21 protein-coding genes are annotated in these 24,608 nt (G+C 51.1%); 13 read left to right on the top strand and 8 right to left on the bottom strand.

Translation table 11 applies throughout. The annotated features are described in order from the left end of the window. The 7 genes from ftsQ to mutT all read left to right on the top strand — a co-directional run bounded on the left by ftsQ (position 1) and on the right by mutT (position 8,328). A complete protein-coding gene (gene ftsQ / locus AACS05_RS03400; RefSeq protein ID WP_045439820.1) occupies positions 1-834 on the top strand; it encodes a cell division protein FtsQ in 834 nt (277 codons plus the stop codon). Further along, positions 831-2,093, top strand: coding sequence for a cell division protein FtsA (ftsA, locus tag AACS05_RS03405; protein ID WP_003018755.1), 1,263 nt, complete (start codon positions 831-833; stop codon positions 2,091-2,093). Before ftsQ ends, ftsA begins: the two co-directional genes overlap by 4 nt. A 60-nt stretch (positions 2,094-2,153) precedes the next feature. Further along, a complete protein-coding gene (ftsZ, locus tag AACS05_RS03410) occupies positions 2,154-3,305 on the top strand; it encodes a cell division protein FtsZ (RefSeq protein ID WP_003018753.1) in 1,152 nt (383 codons plus the stop codon). 100 nt (positions 3,306-3,405) lie between these two features. Continuing rightward, positions 3,406-4,323 (top strand): UDP-3-O-acyl-N-acetylglucosamine deacetylase, encoded by a 918-nt coding sequence (gene lpxC, locus AACS05_RS03415; protein WP_045439825.1) that lies wholly within the window; start codon positions 3,406-3,408, stop codon positions 4,321-4,323. 283 nt (positions 4,324-4,606) lie between these two features. Further along, positions 4,607-5,113, top strand: coding sequence for a secA translation cis-regulator SecM (gene secM, locus AACS05_RS03420; RefSeq protein WP_045439828.1), 507 nt, complete (start codon positions 4,607-4,609; stop codon positions 5,111-5,113). Positions 5,114-5,173: 60 nt separating this feature from the next. Then, entirely contained in the window at positions 5,174-7,879 is a 2,706-nt protein-coding gene (secA, locus tag AACS05_RS03425; protein WP_045439831.1) for a preprotein translocase subunit SecA, read from the top strand. Positions 7,880-7,935: 56 nt separating this feature from the next. Next, positions 7,936-8,328 (top strand): 8-oxo-dGTP diphosphatase MutT, encoded by a 393-nt coding sequence (mutT, locus tag AACS05_RS03430; protein ID WP_045439833.1) that lies wholly within the window; start codon positions 7,936-7,938, stop codon positions 8,326-8,328. Positions 8,329-8,404: 76 nt separating this feature from the next. Here the strand turns inward: mutT and yacG are convergent, their stop codons facing one another. The 3 genes from yacG to coaE are packed head-to-tail and all read right to left on the bottom strand — an operon-like array spanning position 8,405 to position 9,972. Then, positions 8,405-8,599 carry a DNA gyrase inhibitor YacG gene (gene yacG / locus AACS05_RS03435; protein ID WP_045439835.1) on the bottom strand — a complete coding sequence of 65 codons (195 nt, stop codon included), beginning with the start codon at positions 8,597-8,599 and terminating at the stop codon, positions 8,405-8,407. 9 nt (positions 8,600-8,608) lie between these two features. Then, complete coding sequence (zapD, locus tag AACS05_RS03440; protein ID WP_045439837.1) at positions 8,609-9,352, bottom strand: cell division protein ZapD; 744 nt, start codon at positions 9,350-9,352, stop codon at positions 8,609-8,611. Beyond that, a complete protein-coding gene (coaE, locus tag AACS05_RS03445; RefSeq protein WP_045439840.1) occupies positions 9,352-9,972 on the bottom strand; it encodes a dephospho-CoA kinase in 621 nt (206 codons plus the stop codon). Before coaE ends, zapD begins: the two co-directional genes overlap by 1 nt. A 225-nt stretch (positions 9,973-10,197) precedes the next feature. Between coaE and AACS05_RS03450 the strand changes: the two genes are divergently transcribed. Continuing rightward, on the top strand, positions 10,198-11,241 hold the full coding sequence (locus AACS05_RS03450; protein WP_045439842.1) for a GMP reductase: 1,044 nt from the start codon (positions 10,198-10,200) through the stop codon (positions 11,239-11,241). Between the two features lie 108 nt (positions 11,242-11,349). Here AACS05_RS03450 and hofC read toward each other — a convergent pair whose 3' ends face one another. From hofC to nadC, 4 genes are all read right to left on the bottom strand, one after another. Then, complete coding sequence (gene hofC, locus AACS05_RS03455; protein WP_045439850.1) at positions 11,350-12,552, bottom strand: protein transport protein HofC; 1,203 nt, start codon at positions 12,550-12,552, stop codon at positions 11,350-11,352. Further along, positions 12,542-13,927, bottom strand: a complete 1,386-nt coding sequence (gene gspE, locus AACS05_RS03460; RefSeq protein WP_045439853.1) for a type II secretion system protein GspE — start codon at positions 13,925-13,927, stop codon at positions 12,542-12,544. Before gspE ends, hofC begins: the two co-directional genes overlap by 11 nt. 11 nt (positions 13,928-13,938) lie before the next feature. Continuing rightward, on the bottom strand, positions 13,939-14,376 hold the full coding sequence (ppdD, locus tag AACS05_RS03465) for a prepilin peptidase-dependent pilin (RefSeq protein ID WP_045439856.1): 438 nt from the start codon (positions 14,374-14,376) through the stop codon (positions 13,939-13,941). 210 nt (positions 14,377-14,586) lie between these two features. Beyond that, positions 14,587-15,480, bottom strand: coding sequence for a carboxylating nicotinate-nucleotide diphosphorylase (nadC, locus tag AACS05_RS03470; RefSeq protein WP_045449439.1), 894 nt, complete (start codon positions 15,478-15,480; stop codon positions 14,587-14,589). Positions 15,481-15,567: 87 nt separating this feature from the next. Here nadC and ampD point away from each other — a divergent pair, with 87 nt between their 5' ends. Further along, complete coding sequence (gene ampD, locus AACS05_RS03475; RefSeq protein WP_045439858.1) at positions 15,568-16,131, top strand: 1,6-anhydro-N-acetylmuramyl-L-alanine amidase AmpD; 564 nt, start codon at positions 15,568-15,570, stop codon at positions 16,129-16,131. Continuing rightward, on the top strand, positions 16,128-16,982 hold the full coding sequence (gene ampE / locus AACS05_RS03480; protein WP_045439860.1) for a beta-lactamase regulator AmpE: 855 nt from the start codon (positions 16,128-16,130) through the stop codon (positions 16,980-16,982). The genes ampD and ampE overlap by 4 nt, the downstream gene beginning before the upstream one ends. Before the next feature lie 59 nt (positions 16,983-17,041). Here the strand turns inward: ampE and aroP are convergent, their stop codons facing one another. Further along, entirely contained in the window at positions 17,042-18,415 is a 1,374-nt protein-coding gene (gene aroP / locus AACS05_RS03485; RefSeq protein WP_167493945.1) for an aromatic amino acid transporter AroP, read from the bottom strand. Between the two features lie 563 nt (positions 18,416-18,978). Between aroP and pdhR the strand changes: the two genes are divergently transcribed. The 3 genes from pdhR to aceF all read left to right on the top strand — a co-directional run bounded on the left by pdhR (position 18,979) and on the right by aceF (position 24,476). After that, a complete protein-coding gene (gene pdhR / locus AACS05_RS03490) occupies positions 18,979-19,743 on the top strand; it encodes a pyruvate dehydrogenase complex transcriptional repressor PdhR (protein ID WP_003018699.1) in 765 nt (254 codons plus the stop codon). Between the two features lie 165 nt (positions 19,744-19,908). Continuing rightward, positions 19,909-22,572: a pyruvate dehydrogenase (acetyl-transferring), homodimeric type gene (gene aceE, locus AACS05_RS03495; RefSeq protein ID WP_045439866.1), complete on the top strand. Its 2,664-nt coding sequence runs from the start codon at positions 19,909-19,911 to the stop codon at positions 22,570-22,572. Positions 22,573-22,586: 14 nt separating this feature from the next. Next, the gene (gene aceF / locus AACS05_RS03500) at positions 22,587-24,476 is read left to right on the top strand and encodes a pyruvate dehydrogenase complex dihydrolipoyllysine-residue acetyltransferase (RefSeq protein WP_045439870.1); all 1,890 of its coding nucleotides are present in this window, start codon (positions 22,587-22,589) and stop codon (positions 24,474-24,476) included. Positions 24,477-24,608 lie beyond the last annotated feature (132 nt).

Consider the following 24,608-nt stretch of genomic DNA (forward strand, 5'->3'; position numbering starts at 1 on the left):
ATGTCGCAGGCTGCGCTGAACACGCGAAACGGTGATGAAGAAGAGGTTCTCTCCTCACGCCGCAATAATGGAACGCGTCTTGCAGGAATACTGTTTCTGCTGACAGTGCTGTGCACCGTGTTTGTGAGCGGCTGGGTGGTGTTGGGATGGATGGAAGATGCGCAGCGTTTGCCTTTGTCGAAGCTGGTATTGACCGGTGAACGGCATTACACGCGCAATGACGATATTCGTCAGTCCATTCTGGCGCTAGGCGCACCTGGAACCTTTATGACTCAGGATGTGAACATCATCCAGAGTCAAATTGAACGCCTCCCCTGGATTAAACAGGCGAGTGTCAGAAAGCAGTGGCCCGATGAATTGAAGATTCATCTGGTTGAATATGTGCCGATAGCGCGTTGGAATGACCAGCATATGGTGGATGCTGAAGGAAATACGTTCAGTATACCGGCTGGTCGAGCTAACAAGCAGGTATTACCTATGTTGTATGGCCCGGAAGGCAGCGCAAATGAAGTGTTGCAAGGGTTCCGCGATATGGGGCAGGTGCTGGCTAAGGATAGATTCACCCTGAAGGAAGCGGCGATGACCGCTCGTCGTTCCTGGCAGTTGACGCTGAATAACGATATTAAGCTCAATCTGGGCAGGGGCGATACGATAAAACGTTTGGCTCGCTTTGTGGAACTTTACCCGGTTTTACAGCAGCAGGCGCAAACCGATGGCAAACGGATTAGCTACGTTGATTTGCGTTATGACTCAGGAGCGGCAGTAGGCTGGGTTCCCTTGCCTCCTGAGGAATCTAATCAGCAACAGAATCAGGCACAGGCAGAACAACAATGATCAAGGCGACGGACAGAAAACTGGTAGTTGGACTGGAGATTGGCACCGCGAAGGTAGCCGCTTTAGTAGGGGAAGTTCTGCCCGACGGTATGGTCAATATCATTGGCGTGGGCAGTTGCCCGTCGCGAGGTATGGATAAAGGTGGGGTGAACGACCTTGAGTCAGTGGTGAAGTGCGTACAGCGCGCCATTGACCAGGCTGAACTGATGGCGGATTGCCAGATTTCTTCGGTGTATCTGGCGCTTTCAGGTAAACATATTAGCTGTCAGAATGAAATTGGTATGGTGCCGATTTCCGAAGAGGAAGTGACCCAGGAAGATGTGGAAAACGTTGTGCATACGGCAAAATCCGTACGCGTACGCGATGAGCATCGTGTTTTGCACGTTATTCCACAGGAATACGCCATTGATTACCAGGAAGGTATTAAAAATCCGGTGGGTCTTTCCGGCGTGCGTATGCAGGCAAAAGTTCATCTGATTACCTGCCACAACGATATGGCGAAGAACATTGTTAAAGCCGTTGAACGTTGTGGTCTGAAAGTTGACCAACTTATATTTGCCGGGTTGGCAGCCAGTTATTCTGTTTTGACGGAAGACGAACGTGAACTGGGTGTCTGCGTGGTGGATATCGGTGGTGGTACAATGGATATCGCCGTTTATACTGGCGGGGCATTGCGTCATACCAAAGTAATTCCTTACGCAGGGAATGTGGTAACCAGCGATATCGCGTACGCCTTTGGTACGCCGCCAAGTGATGCTGAAGCCATCAAAGTTCGTCATGGCTGCGCACTGGGTTCTATCGTTGGTAAAGATGAAAGCGTTGAAGTGCCAAGCGTGGGCGGTCGTCCGCCGCGCAGTCTGCAGCGTCAGACCCTGGCAGAAGTGATTGAGCCGCGTTATACCGAGCTGCTTAACCTGGTCAACGAAGAGATATTGCAATTACAGGAACAGCTTCGCCAGCAGGGTGTGAAACATCACCTGGCGGCGGGGATTGTGTTAACCGGCGGTGCTGCGCAAATTGAAGGCCTTGCAGCCTGCGCTCAGCGCGTGTTCCATACGCAGGTGCGTATTGGCGCACCGCTGAATATCACCGGTCTGACAGATTATGCCCAGGAGCCGTATTATTCAACGGCTGTGGGGCTGCTTCACTACGGGAAAGAATCCCATTTGAGTGGTGAGGCTGAAGTTGAAAAACGCGTTACGGCATCGGTTGGCTCGTGGATCAAACGACTCAATAGCTGGCTGAGAAAAGAGTTCTAATTTTTATGAGGCTGGCAAATATTACGGCCTCAGGCGACAGGCACAACGGAGAGAGAAACTATGTTTGAACCTATGGAACTAACCAATGACGCGGTGATTAAAGTCATCGGCGTCGGCGGCGGCGGCGGTAATGCCGTTGAACACATGGTGCGCGAGCGCATCGAAGGTGTTGAATTCTTCGCGGTGAATACCGACGCTCAGGCGTTGCGTAAGACGGCGGTTGGACAGACCATTCAGATTGGTAGCGGCATCACCAAGGGTCTGGGCGCGGGTGCAAACCCGGAAGTCGGTCGCAATGCGGCAGATGAAGATCGTGAAGCTCTGCGTGCAGCGCTTGACGGCGCAGACATGGTGTTTATCGCAGCAGGCATGGGTGGCGGTACCGGAACCGGTGCAGCGCCAGTGGTAGCTGAAGTAGCAAAAGATTTAGGTATTCTGACCGTTGCTGTCGTCACCAAGCCTTTTAACTTCGAAGGCAAGAAGCGTATGGCATTCGCGGAGCAGGGGATCACTGAGTTGTCCAAACATGTGGACTCTCTGATCACTATCCCGAACGATAAACTGCTGAAAGTGCTGGGACGCGGTATTTCTCTGCTGGACGCGTTTGGTGCAGCGAACGATGTGCTGAAAGGCGCAGTTCAGGGTATCGCCGAACTGATCACCCGTCCGGGTCTGATGAACGTTGACTTTGCAGACGTGCGCACAGTGATGTCCGAAATGGGCTACGCGATGATGGGTTCCGGTGTGGCGAGCGGTGAAGACCGTGCAGAAGAAGCGGCTGAAATGGCTATCTCTTCTCCGCTGCTGGAAGACATCGATCTGTCGGGTGCGCGTGGCGTGCTGGTCAACATTACTGCGGGCTTCGACCTGCGTCTGGATGAGTTCGAAACTGTAGGTAACACCATCCGTGCATTTGCATCGGATAACGCGACCGTGGTTATCGGTACCTCTCTGGACCCGGATATGAACGACGAACTGCGCGTCACCGTTGTTGCCACTGGAATTGGTATGGACAAGCGTCCTGAAATCACTCTGGTGACCAACAAGCAGGTACAGCAACCAGTAATGGATCGTTACCAGCAGCACGGTATGGCACCGTTGACGCAAGAACAGAAACCGGTAGCAAAAGTGGTAAACGACAATACGCCGCAGACCACCAAAGAGCCGGATTATCTGGATATCCCCGCATTCCTGCGTAAGCAAGCTGATTAAGAATTAGCTGGAATTTGGGAATTGTGCCTCTTTGTGCTAAACTGGCCCACCGAATGTATAGTACACTTCGGTTGGATAGGTAATTTGGCGAGATTATACGATGATCAAACAAAGGACTCTTAAACGTATCGTTCAGGCGACTGGCGTCGGTTTGCATACCGGCAAAAAAGTCACCCTGACATTACGCCCTGCGCCGGCAAACACCGGGGTCATCTATCGTCGCACCGACTTGAATCCTCCGGTAGATTTCCCGGCCGATGCCAAATCTGTGCGTGATACCATGCTCTGTACGTGTCTGGTCAATGAGCATGATGTACGGATTTCAACCGTTGAGCACCTGAATGCTGCTCTGGCGGGCTTAGGTATCGATAACATTGTTATTGAGGTTAATGCCCCGGAAATCCCGATCATGGATGGCAGTGCTGCTCCGTTCGTTTACTTGCTGCTTGATGCAGGTATTGAAGAACTGAACTGCGCCAAAAAATTTGTACGCATCAAAGAGACTGTTCGTGTCGAAGATGGCGACAAGTGGGCTGAATTCAAACCGTACAATGGTTTCTCGTTGGACTTTACCATCGACTTTAACCATCCGGCGATTGACTCCAGTACACAGCGCTATGCGATGAACTTCTCTGCGGATGCGTTCATGCGCCAGATTAGCCGCGCGCGTACTTTCGGTTTCATGCGTGATATCGAATATCTGCAGTCCCGTGGCCTGTGCCTGGGCGGCAGCTTCGATTGTGCCATCGTTGTTGACGATTATCGCGTATTGAACGAAGACGGTCTGCGTTTTGAAGATGAATTCGTTCGTCACAAAATGCTCGACGCGATTGGTGACTTGTTCATGTGTGGTCACAATATTATTGGTGCATTTACCGCGTATAAATCCGGTCATGCATTGAATAACAAATTGTTGCAGGCCGTCCTGGCAAAACAGGAAGCCTGGGAATTTGTGACCTTCCAGGACGATGCAGAACTGCCGTTGGCGTTCAAAGCACCTTCGACCGTACTGGCGTAACGACACAAGCTGTCGTATAAATTCGACTGGTAAATCTGGCACTCTCTCCGGCCAGATGAGCCAGTCGTTTTTTTATTGTATTGATTGACCACTACCTTTCCCGATGCAATTTTTTCTCTGTCACGACATTAAAATACAGTGCGTTCGCTGCTTTCTTAAGCATATTTAGCTGTGACTTATCGTCATTACTGCTGTGGAGCGTACACTTTAATGATAAGATTTGTGCGCAAAAAAAGTTTTGAATTCATAACCCCAAATTCAGGGTATATCAGGTGGCAATAACGTGAGTGGAATACTGACGCGATGGCGACAGTTAGGCAGACGGTACTTCTGGCCGCATCTCCTGTTGGGGATGGTCGCGGCGAGTTTTGGCCTGCCTGCGCTCGGTAATACTGCTGAACCTAATACTCCCGCAAAAGCGACAGCCAGTAATCACGAGCAATCAGCTAAGGTTAACTTTAGCCAGCTCGCATTGCTGGAAGCGACTAATCGTCGTCCGAATTTTACCGTCGATTATTGGCATCAGCATGCTATCCGTACGGTCATTCGCCACCTATCTTTTGCCATGGCCCCTCAGGCGCTTCCCGTTGCCGAAGAGCCCTTGCCAATTCAGGCGCATCATCTTGCTTTGCTGAATACGCTCAGCGCGATGCTGACGCAAGAAGGCCGACCGCCAGCGACCGTAAGTCGCGTGACGTATGCACATTTTACTTCTCAAGCCGCGTTTAGCATCCCTGTCTGGATAAGCCAGCGACAGGGGATCCGCGCTGGCCCCCAACGCCTCAGCTAAAAAAGAACCTTCCAACTTATAATTTTTGACTCCGCACCGCGGGGCGTTTGAGATTTTATTATGCTAATCAAATTATTAACGAAAGTATTCGGTAGCCGTAACGAACGTACGCTGCGTCGTATGCGTAAAGTGGTTAACGTCATTAATGCGATGGAACCGGAGATGGAAAAACTCTCCGATGACGAACTGAAAGCAAAGACCGCCGAATTCCGTGCGCGTCTGGAAAAGGGCGCAAGTGTTGAAAGCCTGATCCCTGAAGCGTTTGCTGTTGTCCGTGAGGCGAGTAAGCGCGTGTTTGGCATGCGCCACTTCGACGTCCAGTTGCTGGGTGGTATGGTCCTCAACGATCGCTGCATCGCCGAAATGCGTACCGGTGAAGGTAAAACTTTGACCGCAACGCTGCCCGCTTACCTGAATGCGTTAAGTGGTAAGGGCGTACACGTTGTCACCGTCAACGACTATCTGGCGCAGCGTGACGCCGAAAATAACCGCCCGCTGTTTGAATTCCTCGGCATGACCGTGGGTATCAACATGTCAGGATTACCTGCACCTGCTAAGCGTGAAGCTTATGCGGCAGATATCACCTACGGCACCAACAACGAATACGGTTTTGACTACCTGCGCGACAACATGGCATTTAGCCCGGAAGAGCGTGTTCAACGTAAACTGCACTATGCGCTGGTGGATGAGGTCGATTCCATCCTGATCGATGAAGCGCGTACTCCGCTGATCATTTCCGGCCCGGCAGAAGACAGCTCGGAAATGTACAAAAAAGTGAACAAAATCATCCCGCATCTGATCCGTCAGGAGAAGGAAGATTCTGATACTTTCCAGGGCGAAGGCCACTTCTCTGTCGATGAGAAAGCACGTCAGGTGAACCTGACGGAACGTGGTCTGGTACTGATTGAAGAACTGCTGGTGAACGAAGGCATTATGGATGAAGGTGAGTCACTGTACTCTCCGGGCAACATTATGCTGATGCATCACGTGACTGCTGCTCTGCGTGCGCACGTCCTGTTCACTCGCGATGTGGACTACATTGTGAAAGACGGTGAAGTTATCATCGTCGATGAGCACACCGGTCGTACTATGCAGGGGCGTCGCTGGTCCGATGGCCTGCATCAGGCTGTCGAAGCGAAAGAAGGGGTGGATATCCAGAACGAAAACCAGACTCTGGCTTCCATCACATTCCAGAACTACTTCCGCTTGTACGAAAAACTGGCCGGTATGACTGGTACAGCAGATACCGAAGCGTTTGAATTCAGCTCTATCTACAAACTTGATACTGTTGTCGTGCCGACGAACCGTCCGATGATCCGTAAGGATTTACCGGATCTGGTGTACATGACTGAAGCTGAAAAAATTCAGGCAATCATTGAAGATATTAAAGAGCGTACCGCTAATGGCCAGCCGGTGCTGGTGGGTACTATCTCCATTGAAAAATCTGAAGTGGTCTCTAATGAGTTGACCAAAGCGGGTATCAAGCACAACGTTCTTAACGCCAAGTTCCACGCTAACGAAGCGGCGATTGTCGCGCAGGCGGGCTATCCGTCAGCCGTTACGATCGCAACTAACATGGCGGGGCGTGGTACGGATATCGTGTTGGGTGGTAGCTGGCAAGCCGAAGTCGCTGAGCTGGAAAACCCAACTGAAGAGCAGATCGCGAAGATTAAAGCTGACTGGCAGGTTCGTCATGACGCAGTACTAGCATCTGGCGGGTTGCACATTATTGGTACTGAGCGTCACGAGTCACGTCGTATCGATAACCAGCTGCGCGGTCGTTCTGGTCGCCAGGGGGATGCGGGTTCCTCTCGTTTCTACCTGTCGATGGAAGATGCGCTGATGCGTATTTTTGCCTCTGACCGTGTGTCTGGCATGATGCGTAAACTGGGTATGAAGCCGGGTGAAGCGATTGAACACCCGTGGGTAACTAAAGCGATTGCCAACGCCCAACGCAAGGTTGAAAGCCGTAACTTCGATATTCGTAAGCAACTGCTGGAATACGATGATGTCGCCAACGATCAGCGTCGCGCAATTTACAGCCAACGTAACGAGCTGCTGGACGTATCCGACGTAAGCGAAACCATCAACAGTATCCGTGAAGATGTCTTCAAAGCGACAATTGATGCGTACATTCCGCCTCAGTCACTGGAAGAGATGTGGGATATTCCGGGCCTACAGGAACGTTTGAAAAACGACTTCGATCTCGAAATGCCGATCTCAGAGTGGCTGGATAAAGAGCCTGAGCTGCATGAAGAAACGCTGCGCGAACGTATTCTGGCGAATGCCATTGAAGTTTATCAGCGTAAAGAAGAAGTTGTGGGCGCTGAAATGATGCGTCATTTCGAAAAAGGAGTGATGCTGCAAACCCTCGATTCCCTGTGGAAAGAGCACCTTGCCGCGATGGACTACCTGCGCCAGGGTATTCACCTGCGTGGTTACGCACAGAAAGATCCGAAGCAGGAATACAAACGCGAATCTTTCTCCATGTTTGCTTCAATGCTGGAATCACTTAAATATGAAGTGATCAGCACCCTGAGTAAAGTTCAGGTGCGTATGCCTGAAGAGGTGGAAGCGATGGAGCAGCAGCGTCGCGAAGACGCTGAGCGTTTAGCGCAGATGCAGCAGTTGAGCCATAAAGATGACGAGTCTGCTGTTGCAGAAGAGCTGGCAGCGCAAACCGGCGATCGTAAAGTCGGTCGTAACGATCCTTGCCCTTGCGGTTCTGGTAAAAAATACAAACAGTGCCATGGTCGTCTGAGCTAAAAAAATAACTTACTGAAAAGGCGCAGAATTCTGCGCCTTTTTTATGGACGTACAATATGAAAACACTGCAAATCGCTGTTGGAATTATTCGTAATCAGCAGAATGAGATTTTTATTACTCAGCGCGCCGCTGATGCTCATATGGCTAACAAGCTGGAATTTCCCGGTGGGAAAATTGAATCAGGTGAAACACCTGAACAAGCTCTGATTCGTGAGCTACAGGAAGAGGTTGGGATTACGCCAATTCAGAGCCGGTTGTTCGAAAAACTGGAATATCAGTTTCCGGATCGGCATATCACATTGTGGTTTTGGCTGGTAGACAGTTGGGAAGGCACTCCGTGGGGAAAAGAGGGACAACCGTCTCAGTGGATTGCGCAAAACGCGCTGAATGCGGAAGATTTTCCGCCGGCAAATGAACCCGTTATTACGAAGTTAAAGCAAAATATGTAGTTCTTATGCCGGATTAGGCGACGCTGCCATCCGGCATAAAGCATGTATACCTGATGGCGCGCAGGTTTGAGTCTTACTATTCTTTTTCTTCGCTCCAGTCATCGCTTTCTGACAGATCGCCGGAACTGGGGATACGTTTCTCTTCTGCTGCCCACTCACCTAAATCAATTAGCTGGCAGCGTTTGCTGCAGAATGGGCGAAACGGACTGGTTTCAGCCCACACGACAGGCTTTCCACATGTTGGACAGTTGACGATAGTTTGTTCAGACATATTCATTCCTTAACAGCATGCCAGGTCAAAATCGAGACGCTCGGGTACTTGGCCATTCTCACTATCCAGTGGCATAAAGCGGATGGCAAAACGGCTTTTATGGCCAGATATTTGCGGATAAAGCTGCGAATCAAGCGGCAATTGCAAACGCAGCAAATCTGCATCTTCGCCATTATCCTGATAAAACCCGTTCAAACTGGTCTGTTTGCGAAACGGTGCAGAATTACGGATTAAATCAAGAACCAGCGTCAGCGCCTGATTGAGGGGCTCCAGGCTGGCAATCCAGCGCCCGACCTGTTCGTCACGCTGCGCCTGCGATGAGTGCAACCAGATATGCAGAGTTGGTAAATCAAAACTGCAACACCCACCAGGAATACTTAAGCGCTGGCGAACCAGACCAATTAAGCGATCTTCACGCAATGTTTGTCCGATGCGCGGGGCCGAAATTAAAATACTGCCTGCGTTTTTTAACTGCTGGCGCAGAGAGTCAATTCGGTTTTGATCGACGCCGGGAACTTCAACCCAGGCCTGAAGTTTACGCTGTTGTCGCTCCAGTTCTTTGAGGAGTTCGGTACGCACTTCACCCCGTTCAAAGACATCCAGTAAATCCCCAATGTTGCGGAAAAAATGCAGTGCATCTGCATGGTCTGCAATGGGTAAATTAACGGAGAGTTGCTGAGTTAGAAATTCAATGCGCAGCCATGTACGCATCTTCTCATTGAGAGGGTGTTCAAAAAGGACCTGGGTGTGCATTACGGTTTTTCCTGTGAGACAAACTGCGACGCGCATTGCAAATAGAGCGCGTGCAGGCGGGCAACATCCGAGACGATGGCATCCGGTGCGCCATTATTATCAATAACATCGTCTGCCACGGCAAGACGCGCTTCACGCGAGGCCTGGGCAGCCAGAATTTGTTCTACATGCTGGCGAGTCACATCATCACGCAGCATGGTGCGTTTGAGCTGTGTCTCGGGAGTAACATCAACCACGAGCACGCGATTGGCTTTTTTATACAATGAATTCTCAACCAGCAGAGGTACAACCCATAACAGATAAGGAGAGGTTGCTTGTTGAAACTGGCGCTGAGTTTCCTGCTGAATAAGCGGATGGAGCAGGGCATTCAGCCAGGCTTTTTCATCAGGATCGGAAAAAATACGTTCGCGTAAAATTCGCCGTTGTAACGATCCATCTGCAGCAATGAGTTCGGAACCAAAATGTTCGGCAATCGCCTTGAGCGCTGGCATACCTGGTTCGACCACCTGACGCGCAATAATATCTGCATCAATCACGTTTATTCCGAGGTCAGCGAACGCATTCGCAACGGTACTTTTACCACTGCCAATACCGCCGGTTAAGGCTACCGTATACCTCATAGATCCAGATCCTGGAGTTTAAGTTTGATTATCAAACAGTTAAAAGTTAAGCATGCGAAGGCGAGGCTGTTGCAGGATTAACCTACTATTCGCCAGGTAAATTTATGGGATTGTAGCGTAAAAAAAGAGAATTTCGCAGTCTTGCGCGGTATTGATTAGTGCGTATGATAGCGTCACTGGAGTTGTGAGTTTCGATTTTTAGCCATTAACCCCAGGAATCCGCACATGCGTATCGAAGAAGATCTGAAGTTAGGTTTCAAAGACGTTCTTATCCGCCCTAAGCGTTCTACTCTCAAAAGCCGTTCCGATGTTGAGCTGGAACGTCAATTTACCTTTAAACATTCAGGTCAGACCTGGTCCGGCGTACCTATTATCGCCGCGAATATGGACACCGTCGGGACATTTGCAATGGCTACGGCACTTGCATCCTTCGACATCCTGACCGCTGTGCACAAACACTATTCTGTAGAAGACTGGGCTGCTTTCATCGCGGGTACTTCTACTGATGTACTGAAACACGTGATGGTTTCAACCGGGACCTCTGACGCTGATTTCGAAAAAACCAAACAAATCCTGGCCCTGAATCCTGCGCTGAACTTTATCTGCATCGATGTGGCAAATGGTTACTCAGAGCACTTTGTGCAGTTTGTGTCGAAAGCGCGCGAAGCATGGCCGACAAAAACGATTTGCGCGGGTAATGTCGTTACCGGCGAAATGTGTGAAGAACTGGTGCTTTCTGGTGCTGATATTGTCAAAGTTGGTATTGGTCCAGGTTCTGTTTGTACCACGCGTGTAAAAACCGGTGTGGGCTATCCACAGCTTTCTGCTGTTATTGAATGTGCTGATGCCGCTCACGGTCTGGGCGGAATGATTGTCAGCGACGGCGGCTGCACGATGCCCGGTGATGTGGCAAAAGCGTTTGGTGGCGGTGCAGACTTTGTGATGCTTGGTGGCATGCTGGCTGGTCACGAAGAAAGCGGTGGTAAAGTGGTCGAAGAGAACGGTGAAAAATTCATGCTGTTCTATGGTATGAGCTCTGAATCCGCCATGACGCGCCACGTTGGTGGTGTCGCACAATACCGTGCAGCGGAAGGCAAAACCGTTAAGCTACCGCTGCGTGGCCCGGTTGATAATACGGCTCGTGACATCCTTGGTGGTCTGCGTTCTGCCTGTACTTACGTAGGTGCATCCCGCCTGAAAGAGCTGACTAAACGTACAACGTTTATTCGTGTTCAGGAACAAGAAAACCGTGTTTTCAATAGTCTGTAAAAACAGATAGTCAATCGTAAAATGCCTGATGGTGTGCTGCTTGAAGGCCTACGTTATGTGCTTCGTAGGCCGGATAAACCGTTTACGCCGCCATCCGGCATCTGAGGATTACCCCACACCGCTCATCGCATCTCCCAGGTGAAAAATCGGTAAATACATCGCGACAACCAGTGTACCGATAATCAACCCTGTAATGACAAGCAGCGCAGGCTCAAGTAGCGCAGCCAGGTTCTCTGCCTGTGACATTGTGTTCTCGCTATGATGTCGTGCCAGATTTTGCAACATTGCATCCAGCGAGCCGGACGTTTCTCCTGTTCTCACCAGCTGTAAACACAATGGACTGAATTCTCCGGCATTTTTGAGTGCCAGCCAGATCGGTTTTCCGGCACTGATGTCTCGGTGCGCTTGCGCTAAACGTTGAGACCAGAAAGGGCAAGCCAGCGTTTCGGCCACACTCTCCAAACCTTGCAAAAAGGGAATGCCTGCACTTTGTGTTAACGCCAGGACGGTAAAGATCTGCGTGAGTTTTTGGCCCCTTACCAATGGTCCTATGACAGGGCAACACAGAAGAAATCTCTGACGCTGAATAAGGTAGTAGGGTTTCTGCTTTACCAGACAGTATGCCAGCCCCAATGCCAGTCCGAGTAATCCCGCCAGCCACCCCCATCGACTACTGTATTGTGCGACAGCAATAATTCCCTGCGTCAGTGCCGGCAACGGGGTGTTGAATGTACGATAGATGGCAGCAAATTCAGGTAGTACAAAATGCAGCATGGCGAGCACCACCATGACAGCCATTGTGAGAATGATGACCGGATAACGCAGCGCTTTTTTAACTTTATCAGTAAGCTGTTGCTGTTCTTTCTGTTGTCGGGCGAGTTCAAAACAGCAGTCGTCCAGCTTACCGGTGAGTTCTCCCGTGCGAATCATCGCCTGGTACAATGGAGGGAATACGTGCTGCCATTGTGAAAGTGAAGTGGAAAGTGAAATGCCCTGTTCCATATCGTAAGCCAGTGTGCGTAGTAACGCCTGCCATTGGCTGCTGGGATGTTGCTCGGCAAGTAGCGCTAATCCTTCGGAAAGTGTCAGTCCTGCTTTAAGTAACGTGGCTAACTGGTGTATCGCTTCGCGACTTCTTGTTCTGCTCCATTGTGAGGTTTTAACCTTCATGCGCTTAACGCGTATCGGTGTAATATGCGAATGCTCCAACGCCAATATTAGCGAAGGGCGAGTATCCGCCCAAAGAGCCCCCTCCATTGGTTGTCCCTCGTTGTTAATTCCATGCCAGCGCCAGAGTTGTTTAGCTGACATGGGGCATACCCAGTACGCGGATCAGCTCTTCAAACGTTGTTAATCCTTGTTCAACGGCCTGACATCCATTACCGAAAAGTGTGAGCATCCCCGCCTGCTGTGCATCCGATTCCACGATGTCGATGGATGTGCCGCTGGCGATGCACTGTCGTAATGCTGGTGTGACGGGCAGGACTTCAAACAATGCACTGCGGCCATAATAACCGTGATAACAGTGTTCGCAGCCAGGCGCCAGCCAGCGTGGAAGTGGGGTGGGCCACAGCGTAGCCGGGAGTGTGATGGGGGAGTCAAGACGTTGTCGACAATAGGGACACAGTTTTCTGACGAGTCGCTGCGCAATCACCAGCGTCAACGCTGAGGCGATCATCCACCGTGCTACGCCCATTTGCTGCAGGCGTATCAGCGTTTCACTGGTGGAGTTGGTATGCAGAGTTGAAAGGACCAGATGACCGGTTTGCGCGGCTTTGAGGGCAATCTCAGCCGTCTCGCCGTCGCGGATTTCACCCACCATGATAATGTCGGGGTCCTGTCGCAGTAGCGCACGTAATACGCTCTGAAACGTGAGACCTGCGCGTGGGTGAATTTGAGTCTGGTTGAGTCCTTCGATCGGGATCTCTATTGGGTCTTCCACGCTACAGATATTCACATCCGGGGAGTTTCTGGTTTGCAGCGCGCTGTACAGCGTAACCGTTTTGCCACTCCCGGTAGGCCCGGTTACCAGAACCAGCCCCTGAGGTTGCTGTAATGCTTGTGAAAATGCCGCCAGTTGCGCGTTCTGCATTCCCAACTCCTTGATCTCCAGCGTCTGCTCAACCTGATGCAGCAATCTCAGCACCACTTTTTCACCATGACGACAGGGTAACGTCGCGATGCGAAACGAGATCGGTTCTCCTGAAATATCAATGGTAAACTGCCCATCTTGTGGAAGCCGGTGCTCAGCAATGTCCAGACTCCCTAATACTTTTAACCTTGCAGTGAGGGCAATGCCTGTATCCGTCGCGATATCTGGTAAGGTGTGAAGAACACCATCCACGCGTAACCTTATTCGGTAGCGATGTTCTGCTGGTTCAATGTGAATATCAGAAGCGCGTTTCGCCAGAGCGGATTGCAACGTCTGATCCAGCAATTCTGCTGCGGTAACACTGCTTTCAGGGACGATTGCCGGAAGCCTCGCCCGTGTATTGTGCGAGTGACCTTCCATTTGCTGACGAGTCCAGCACACGATGTCGATGCGTCTTGTAGTCGCAAAATGCAAAGCGTCCAGCAGTTCGTGAGATGGGGCATCCACGACGGCAATATGCACCACGTCATGGTCTGCATCCAACAATATGCCCTGATAACGCTGGCACAGTGCTGTCAGTTGTGTGGTATTCATCTCTTGTCCTCTTACTGCGCATCAAATCGGAAAACGTCTTCACAGGCCTGCTGCAAAGCGCTGTCATTTGAGATGCCGCAGTTACGGCTCCAGCCGGTAATACCGTTGGCATTTTCCCAGTTTGGCGTCATGGTGATGTTCAGACCGTTCAGGCTTTCCTGCCCGGTGAGGGTAACCACGCCCTTTTCAACGCTCATGCCGGAGACATAGCGGGTCGTGGCTGGAGAGGGAATACCATTGGTCCCGGCATCACAGGTCTCAGTTCCGCCATGCTCCAGTGCGCAGAGTTCGACTGCCGTACGATAGGGGACAAAGGTTTGCAGCATGTCTGTTAGTGCTGCTTTGCGCAGATAATTTTGATAGGCCGGAATACCAATAGCACTGAGAATGGCAATGATGCCAATGACTACCATAAGTTCGATAAGCGTGAAGCCTCGTTGCTTGTCCATTGTTCTCTCCTTGAGTTAGCTGGCGCTACTTTGGCAAACAGGAGGGAGCGTTTGCGAGAGGCAAAAAACAAAACGGGAAGGTGGGTTCAGAGATATCTATATTTCTTTCAACGCAAGATGGCGTATTTGCGAAAAGGCTCGAAGAAATTGCCGAATAAGCGGGGAAGAAGGCCCGATACGCGAAGCGCCATCGGGCAATACACTTTGCTATTAACGAAAACGCATAGAGAGATCGAGGGCGCGAACGTGCTTTGTCAGTGCACCTACGGAGATGAAATCCACGCCGGTTTCGGCAAATTCGCGTAACGTTTCGTGGGTGACGTTCCCAGAGACTTCCAGACGGGCCTGGCCGTTGGTGCGTTTAACCGCTTCGCGCATTTGATCGGTCTCAAAATTGTCCAGCATGATAATGTCCGCCCCAGCTTTCAGCGCGTCGTCCAGTTCATCCAGATTTTCAACTTCGACTTCGACCGGTACGTCCGGATGCAGCCAGAAGGCTTTTTCGACAGCCTGACGTACCGATCCGGAAGCAATAATGTGGTTTTCTTTAATCAGGAATGCATCCGAAAGCCCTAGTCGATGATTTGCGCCGCCGCCGCATAGTACGGCATATTTCAGCGCTGTCCGGAGTCCCGGCAGGGTTTTACGCGTATCGAGAAGTTGGGTATTTGTCCCTGCCAGCAGGTCGACGTAACTGCGCACCACGCTGGCGACACCGGACAGCGTTTGCACAAAATTGAGCGCGGTGCGTTCACCTGTAAGCAATACACGGGAAGGACCGTCCAGTTCAAACAGCGGCTGATTAGCTTTAATACTGTCGCCATCTTCGACATGCCAGGTGACGCTTACATCATCGCCAGCAAGCTGAATAAAGACCTCTTCCACCCAGCGTTTTCCACAAAAAACGCCATCTTCACGCGTAATTACGGTAGCGTGGGAACGCATATCCTCAGGCAAAAGTTGCGCGGTGATATCGTTATTGGCATTAACTTCCCCACCTAAATCTTCGCACAGTGCCTGGGCAACAGCAGCAGGGATATCGAGGTTTATGCGTTCCAACAGCGCGTCACGTCGGTAGTCAGGGTTATAGCGGCGAGGCGGCATGATAAAACTCCAAATTGCTAACGAATCATAAGGTAGAAACATGCTACCCTGAACCTGATATGAGCACCACCAATAAGGAGATTCTGCATGTTGTTAGATGAGGGCTGGCTGGCTGAGGCACGACGCGTTCCTTCTCCACATTACGATTGCCGCCCGGACGACGAAACCCCTTCTTTGCTGGTGGTTCATAACATCAGTCTGCCGCCTGGTGAATTTGGTGGTCCGTGGATAGACGCGTTATTCACTGGAACAATTGATCCCAATGCCCACCCTTTTTTTGCAAAGATCGCCCATTTGCGCGTTTCTGCCCATTGTCTGATTCGTCGCGACGGCGAGATTGTGCAGTATGTCCCTTTTAATAAACGCGCCTGGCATGCAGGTGTATCGAACTATCAGGGACGTGAACGCTGTAATGACTTTTCGATTGGTATTGAGCTGGAGGGAACGGATACGCTGGCCTATACCGATGCGCAGTACCAGCAACTGGCAGCCGTTACGCATGCTCTGATTCAGCGTTATCCGGAAATTGCCAGTAACATAACCGGGCATTGTGATATTGCGCCTGAGCGTAAGACCGATCCCGGTCCGTCTTTTGACTGGGCGAGGTTTCGCGCCCTGGTCACCCCCTCGTCACACAAGGAGATGACATGACGCTGTTTACAACATTGCTGGTGTTGATGGTTGAACGCCTGTTTAAGCTGGGTGAACACTGGCAGCTTGACCACAGGCTCGAAGCCTTCTTCCGCCGGATAAAACATTTTTCTATGGCGCGCACATCAGGAATGACAATTATCGCGATGGCGGTGACGTTTTTGCTGCTGCGAGCCCTGCATGGGCTGCTGTTTAATGTCCCGCTGCTGGTGGTTTGGATCTCAATTGGCTTGCTGTGCATTGGCGCAGGTAAGGTTCGTCTTCATTACCATGCATACCTGAATGCGGCTTCGCGTAATGATGCACATGCCCGTGAGGCGATGGCCAGCGAACTCACGCTTATCCATGGTGTTCCACCGCACTGTGATGAGCGTGAGTTTTTGCGTGAACTGCAAAATGCGCTGTTATGGAACAACTTTCGCTTTTACCTGGCGCCGTTATTCTGGTTGATCGTCGGTGGCCCATGGGGACCGGTGACGCTGGTAGGCTATGCTTTTCTGCGCGCGTGGCAGTCCTGGTTGGCGCGTTATCAGACACCTCATCAGCGTTTACAATCGGGTATTGATGCGATTCTGCATGTGCTGGATTGGATCCCGGTACGTCTTGCCGGTGTGGTCTATGCGCTGCTGGGGCATGGTGAAAAGGCGCTACCTGCCTGGTTTGCCTCGCTGGGAGATCTGCATACTTCGCAATATCAGGTGTTAACTCGCCTGGCACAGTTCTCGCTGGCGCGTGAATCTCACACCGATAAAGTAGAAACACCTAAAGCCGCTGTTTCAATGGCCAAGAAAACTTCGTTCGTAGTGGTGGTCGTTATTGCGCTGCTGACGATTTACGGGACGTTGATTTAACGTATTGTTGCCGGACGGCGTAGGTAATACCCCCTACCTTATGCAGGTAGGGGGTATAATTAATGCGCTTTAACAGCCCTGGCTGTTTTTTGTTTGCACAGATAGCCAATACCAAGAATGGCAATCCACACCGGGATCAGGTAAACAGAGATTGCCATGCCTGGTGTCATCAGCATAATCACCAGTACAGCTGCCATGAAAATCAGGCAGATCCAGTTACCCATCGGATAGAACAGCGCCGGGAAGCGGGTGGCAACGCCCTGTTGTTGTTTCGCTTTGCGGAACTTCATGTGCGCGAGGCTGATCATTGCCCAGTTGATCACCAGTGCAGAAACCACCAGTGCCATCAGTAAACCAAATGCGGATTCCGGTGCCAGATAGTTAATCAGTACGCATAAAGCCGTAACCAGCGCAGAGACCAGGATCGTGTTGACTGGTACACCGCGTTTATCCACGCTCATCAGTACTTTTGGCGCATTACCCTGCTGAGCCAGACCGAACAGCATACGACTGTTGCAATATACACAGCTGTTATAAACAGAAAGAGCAGCGGTCAGCACCACGACGTTCAGCGCATTAGCGACGAATGTGTCTCCCAGTTCGTGGAAGATCAGTACGAACGGGCTGGTATCTGCTGTCACACGCGTCCACGGCATCAAAGAGAGCAGAACGGCCAGGGAGCCTACGTAGAAAATCAGGATACGGTAAATAACCTGGTTGGTCGCTTTGGGGATGCTTTGTTCCGGGTTATCCGCTTCTGCAGCCGTGATGCCAACCAGCTCAAGTCCACCGAAGGAGAACATGATAATAGCCATCATCATGACCAGACCGGTGAAACCGTGTGGCAGGAAGCCACCTTGATCCCACAAGTTACTGACGCTGGCCTGCGGGCCACCGTTGCCGCTAAACAGCAACCAGCCGCCGAACAGGATCATCGCCACGACCGCAATGACTTTAATAATGGCGAACCAGAACTCCATCTCACCGAACACTTTAACGTTGGTCAGGTTGATGGCGTTGATAGCAACGAAAAAGACCGCAGCAGAAACCCAGGTTGGAATTTCTGGCCACCAGAACTGAATGTATTTCCCGACGGCAGTCAACTCGGCCATGGCAACCAGTACGTACAGTACCCAGTAGTTCCAGCCGGAGGAAAAACCTGCGAAACCGCCCCAATATTTATAAGCAAAGTGGCTGAAGGAGCCTGCAACTGGCTCTTCAACCACCATTTCACCCAACTGACGCATTATCAAAAAGGCAATAAAGCCGGCGATAGCGTAACCCAGAATAATACCCGGCCCTGCAGACTGAATAACGGATGCGCTCCCGAGGAATAACCCAGTGCCTATCGCGCCACCCAGCGCGATAAGCTGTATATGGCGGTTTTTAAGGCCGCGCTTTAGCTGATCGCCATGCTGTTGACTTTCCATCATGAAACCTCGTGTGTGGTTTTACTCTTTATATTCGAGTACCTATTTTTTGAACCACGCAGTGACGCGTGTGTAAGTTTGCAATTCCGTTTGTTGTATTGTTTTGTTTACGGCAGTGGTCGGTAAAATGTTGCCTAAATACTTTTGTCCTGGACAGAATAATGTTATGCGGACGCGAATGCACCTGCTTTATGAAGGGGGGATGACGAGTTGAATAAAAAGAAACCATTTGTAAACACAGGATTATCTACCACAAAATTTCCGATATGAATTTTTATTCGAAAATTGTGCTTATAAAATCGATAAATTGAGAGTTGAATCGGTTCAGATAAGATATTTTTTCGTTTCAATTACGTTAAAACTACTCCGTGATGGGTAAATTTAACATTTGTGCATAGTTACATGTTTGAAACGTTATTTCTGTAATGTTGTTAAAATGTGCCCGCTTTACTGATTTCAATCAAAACCTGTATGGACAGAAGGTGAATACTTTGTTACTTTAGCGTCAAGAACATGAAATTGGTAAGACCAATTGACTTCGGGCAAATGGCTTAAGACAGGAAATCATGGCCTACAGCAAAATCCGCCAACCAAAACTCTCCGATGTGATTGAGCAGCAGCTGGAGTTTTTAATTCTTGAGGGGACACTTCGCCCCGGAGAAAAACTCCCACCGGAACGCGAGCTGGCAAAACAGTTCGACGTATCCCGCCCCTCTTTACGCGAGGCGATCCAACGCCTTGAAGCGAAGGGTTTGCTGCTTCGTCGTCAGGGCGGTGGCACTTTTGTGCAGAGTAGCCTGTGGCAGAGCTTTAGCGACCCACTGGTCGAACTGCTCTCCGACCATCCTGAATCCCAGTTTGACCTGCTTGAGACGCGTCATGCGCTGGAAGGTATTGCTGCATATTACGCAGCACTGCGCAGCACGGATGAAGATAAAACGCGTATCCGTGAACTCCACCATGCAATCGAGCTTGCTCAACAGTCCGGCGATCTTGACGGCGAGTCTGATGCGGTTCTCCAGTATCAAATTGCTGTCACTGAGGCGGCACACAATGTAGTGCTCCTCCATTTGCTAAGGTGTATGGAGCCCATGTTGGCCCAGAACGTCCGCCAAAACTTTGAATTGCTGTATGCGCGTCGGGAAATGCTGCCACTGGTTAGCAGTCACCGCACCCGTATTTTTGAGGCAATTATTGCCGGTAAGCCAGAAGAGGCACGCGAAGCGTCCCACCGTCATCTGGCGTTTATCGAAGAAATTTTGCTGGACAGAAGTCGTGAGGAAAGCCGTCGTGAACGCGCCTTACGCCGTCTGGAGCAACGAAAGAATTAGTGATTTTTCTGGCAGAAAGTTAACCAGAAGATGTTGTAAATCATGCGCCAATTAAAGTGCGCGGCAACTAAACGCAGAACCTGTCTTATTGTGCTCTTGCGAGCAAGAACACAATGGGACAGGTTCCAGATAACTCAACGTACTAGATAGATAAGGAATACCCCCATGTCAGAACGTTTCCCAAATGACGTGGATCCGATCGAAACTCGCGACTGGCTACAGGCGATCGAATCGGTCATCCGTGAAGAAGGTGTTGAGCGTGCTCAGTATCTGATCGACCAACTGCTTTCAGAAGCCCGCAAAGGCGGCGTGAAAGTAGCGGCAGGTGCAGGGGCCAGCAATTATATAAACACTATTGCCGTTGAAGATGAACCGGAATACCCGGGCAATCTGGAGCTGGAGCGTCGTATTCGTTCTGCTATCCGCTGGAACGCCATCATGACCGTACTGCGTGCGTCTAAAAAGGACCTCGAGCTGGGTGGCCACATGGCATCCTTCCAGTCCTCCGCAACGGTATATGATGTTTGCTTCAACCATTTCTTCCGTGCACGCAACGAGCAGGATGGCGGCGACCTGATTTACTTCCAGGGCCACATCTCTCCGGGCATCTATGCACGCGCATTCCTGGAAGGTCGTCTGACTGAAGAGCAGATGAACAACTTCCGTCAGGAAGTTCATGGCAAAGGCCTGTCTTCCTACCCGCACCCGAAACTGATGCCAGAATTCTGGCAGTTCCCGACCGTTTCTATGGGTCTGGGTCCAATCGGTGCTATCTACCAGGCTAAATTCCTGAAGTATCTGGAACACCGTGGTCTGAAAGATACCTCTAAACAAACCGTTTACGCCTTCCTGGGCGACGGCGAGATGGATGAGCCAGAATCTAAAGGTGCGATCACCATCGCGACCCGTGAAAAACTGGACAACCTGGTCTTTGTTATCAACTGTAACCTGCAGCGTCTTGACGGCCCGGTCACCGGTAACGGCAAGATTGTTAACGAACTGGAAGGCATCTTCGCGGGCGCTGGCTGGAACGTGATCAAAGTCATGTGGGGCGGTCGTTGGGATGAGCTGCTGCGTAAGGACACCAGCGGTAAACTGATCCAGCTGATGAACGAAACCGTTGATGGCGACTACCAGACCTTCAAATCCAAAGATGGCGCTTACGTTCGTGAGCACTTCTTCGGTAAATACCCGGAAACCGCAGCACTGGTTGCTGACTGGACTGACGAGCAGATTTGGGCTCTGAACCGTGGTGGTCACGATCCGAAGAAAGTCTACGCAGCACTGAAAAAAGCGCAGGAAACCAAAGGCAAAGCAACTGTAATCCTCGCCCATACCATCAAAGGTTACGGCATGGGTGACACCGCTGAAGGTAAAAACATCGCGCACCAGGTTAAGAAAATGAACATGGACGGCGTGCGTTACATCCGCGACCGTTTCAACGTTCCTGTAACCGATGAGCAGGTTGAAAACCTGTCTTACATTACCTTCCCGGAAGGTTCTGAAGAGCATACCTATCTGCACGCTCAGCGTCAGAAACTGCACGGTTACCTGCCGGCTCGTCAGCCGAACTTCACCGAGAAACTGGAGCTGCCGGCTCTGGAAGACTTCGGTGCGCTGCTGGAAGAGCAGAACAAAGAAATCTCCACCACTATCGCTTTCGTTCGTGCCCTGAACGTGATGCTGAAGAACAAGTCGATCAAAGATCGTCTGGTGCCGATCATCGCCGACGAAGCACGTACTTTCGGTATGGAAGGTCTGTTCCGCCAGATCGGTATCTACAGCCCGAACGGCCAACAGTACACTCCGCAGGACCGTGAGCAGGTTGCTTACTACAAAGAAGACGAGAAAGGTCAGATCCTGCAGGAAGGTATCAACGAACTGGGTGCTGGCGCGTCCTGGTTGGCTGCTGCGACCTCTTACAGCACCAACGATCTGCCGATGATCCCGTTCTACATTTACTACTCCATGTTCGGGTTCCAGCGTATCGGCGACCTGTGCTGGCAGGCGGGCGATCAGCAGGCGCGCGGCTTCCTGATCGGTGGTACTTCCGGTCGTACAACGCTGAACGGTGAAGGTCTACAGCACGAAGATGGTCACAGCCATATTCAGTCTCTGACTATCCCGAACTGTATCTCTTACGATCCGTCTTACGCGTACGAAGTTGCAGTCATCATGCATGATGGTCTGGAGCGCATGTACGGCGAGAAACAAGAGAACGTTTATTACTACATCACCACGCTGAACGAAAACTACCACATGCCGGCAATGCCAGCAGGTGCCGAGGAAGGTATCCGTAAAGGTATCTACAAACTCGAAACCCTCGAAGGTAGCAAAGGTAAAGTTCAGCTGCTGGGCTCCGGTTCTATTCTGCGTCACGTACGTGAAGCAGCGCAGATCCTGGCGAACGACTACGGCGTAGGTTCTGACGTGTATAGCGTCACGTCCTTCACTGAACTGGCGCGTGATGGCCAGGATTGTGAGCGCTGGAACATGCTGCATCCGCTGGAAACCCCACGCGTTCCGTACATTGCTCAGGTGATGAACGACGCGCCGGCTGTAGCATCTACTGACTATATGAAACTGTTTGCCGAACAGGTTCGTACTTACGTACCGGCTGATGATTACCGTGTACTGGGTACTGACGGCTTCGGTCGCTCTGACAGCCGTGAAAACCTGCGTCACCACTTCGAAGTTGACGCTTCTTATGTGGTTGTAGCGGCACTGGGCGAACTGGCTAAACGTGGCGAAATCGATAAGAAAGTGGTTGCTGACGCTATCACTAAATTCAATATCGATGCAGATAAAGTTAACCCGCGTCTGGCGTAAGAGGTAAAAGAATAATGGCTATCGAAATCAATGTACCGGACATCGGGGCTGATGAAGTTGAAATCACCGAGATCCTGGTCAAAGTGGGCGACAAAGTTGAAGCTGAACAGTCGCTGATCACCGTAGAAGGCGACAAAGCCTCTATGGAAGTTCCGTCCCCTCAGGCGGGTATCGTTAAAGAGATTAAAGTCTCTGTTGGCGATAAAACTGAGACCGGCAAACTGATCATGATTTTCGATTCCGCCGACGGTGCAGCAGCAGCTGCACCTGCTCCGGCAGAAGAGAAGAAAGAAGCCGCTCCTGCAGCTGCTCCTACTGCTGCGGCAGCGAAAGATGTACACGTACCGGACATCGGCGGTGACGAAGTTGAAGTCACTGAGATCATGGTCAAAGTGGGCGACACCGTTGCGGCTGAACAGTCTCTGATTACTGTAGAAGGCGACAAAGCCTCTATGGAAGTCCCGGCACCGTTCGCGGGCACCGTGAAAGAGATCAAAATCAGCACTGGCGACAAAGTGTCTACCGGCTCCCTGATCATGGTCTTTGAAGTAGCAGGCAGCGCGCCTGCAGCTGCTCCGGCTCAGGCTGCTGCACCAGCCGCAGCGGCGGCTCCGGCTGCCACGGGTTCTAAAGAAGTTAATGTACCGGACATCGGCGGTGACGAAGTTGAAGTGACCGAAGTGATGGTGAAAGTGGGCGATAAAATTGCCGCTGAGCAGTCACTGATCACCGTTGAAGGTGACAAAGCGTCTATGGAAGTGCCGGCTCCGTTCGCGGGTACCGTTAAAGAAATCAAAATCAGTACTGGCGACAAAGTGAAAACCGGTTCTCTGATTATGATCTTCGAAGTAGAAGGCGCAGCACCAGCTGCCGCTCCGGCACAAGCCGCTGCCCCGGCTCCGGCCGCAGCACCTGCACAGGCTGCTGCACCTGCTCCGGCGGCGAAAGCTGAAGGTAAATCTGACTTCGCAGAAAACGATGCTTACGTCCACGCGACTCCGCTGATTCGTCGCCTGGCGCGCGAATTTGGTGTGAACCTGGCGAAAGTGAAAGGAACGGGCCGTAAAGGTCGTATCCTGCGCGAAGACGTTCAGGCTTACGTGAAAGATGCGGTTAAACGCGCTGAATCTGCACCGGCAGCTGCGGCTGGCGGCGGTATTCCGGGCATGCTGCCTTGGCCGAAAGTGGACTTCAGCAAGTTTGGTGAAATCGAGGAAGTGGAACTGGGCCGTATCCAGAAAATCTCTGGTGCTAACCTGAGCCGTAACTGGGTGATGATCCCGCATGTTACTCACTTCGACAAAACCGATATCACCGATCTGGAAGCGTTCCGTAAACAGCAGAACGCCGAAGCTGAGAAACGTAAACTGGACGTGAAATTCACACCAGTTGTCTTCATCATGAAAGCCGTTGCCGCTGCTCTTGAGCAGATGCCACGCTTTAACAGCTCCCTGTCCGAAGATGGCCAGAAGCTGACTCTGAAGAAATACATCAACATCGGTGTTGCGGTTGATACCCCGAATGGTCTGGTCGTTCCGGTCTTTAAAGACGTGAACAAGAAGAGCATTACCGAGCTGTCTCGTGAACTGACTACGATCTCCAAGAAAGCGCGTGATGGTAAGCTGACTGCTGGCGAAATGCAGGGCGGTTGCTTCACTATTTCCAGCATCGGCGGCCTGGGTACTACCCATTTCGCACCGATTGTGAACGCGCCTGAAGTGGCTATTCTCGGCGTGTCCAAGTCTGCTATTGAACCGGTGTGGAACGGTAAAGAGTTTACTCCGCGTCTGATGATGCCGATTTCACTCTCCTTCGACCACCGCGTGATTGACGGTGCTGATGGTGCTCGCTTTATCACCATCATCAACAACACGCTGTCTGACATTCGCCGTCTGGTGATGTAAGCGAAAAAGCCGGCCCGACGGCCGGCTTTTTTCTGGTAATCTCATGAAGTCAGTGAGGTTATTGTGCGAAAGACAAATCGGTTGCCGTTTGTTGTTTCAAAATTGTTAACAATTTTGTAAAATACTGGCGGA

Source organism: Citrobacter sp. S-77, from assembly GCF_963864895.1.
In the GTDB taxonomy this organism is placed as follows: domain Bacteria; phylum Pseudomonadota; class Gammaproteobacteria; order Enterobacterales; family Enterobacteriaceae; genus Citrobacter; species Citrobacter murliniae.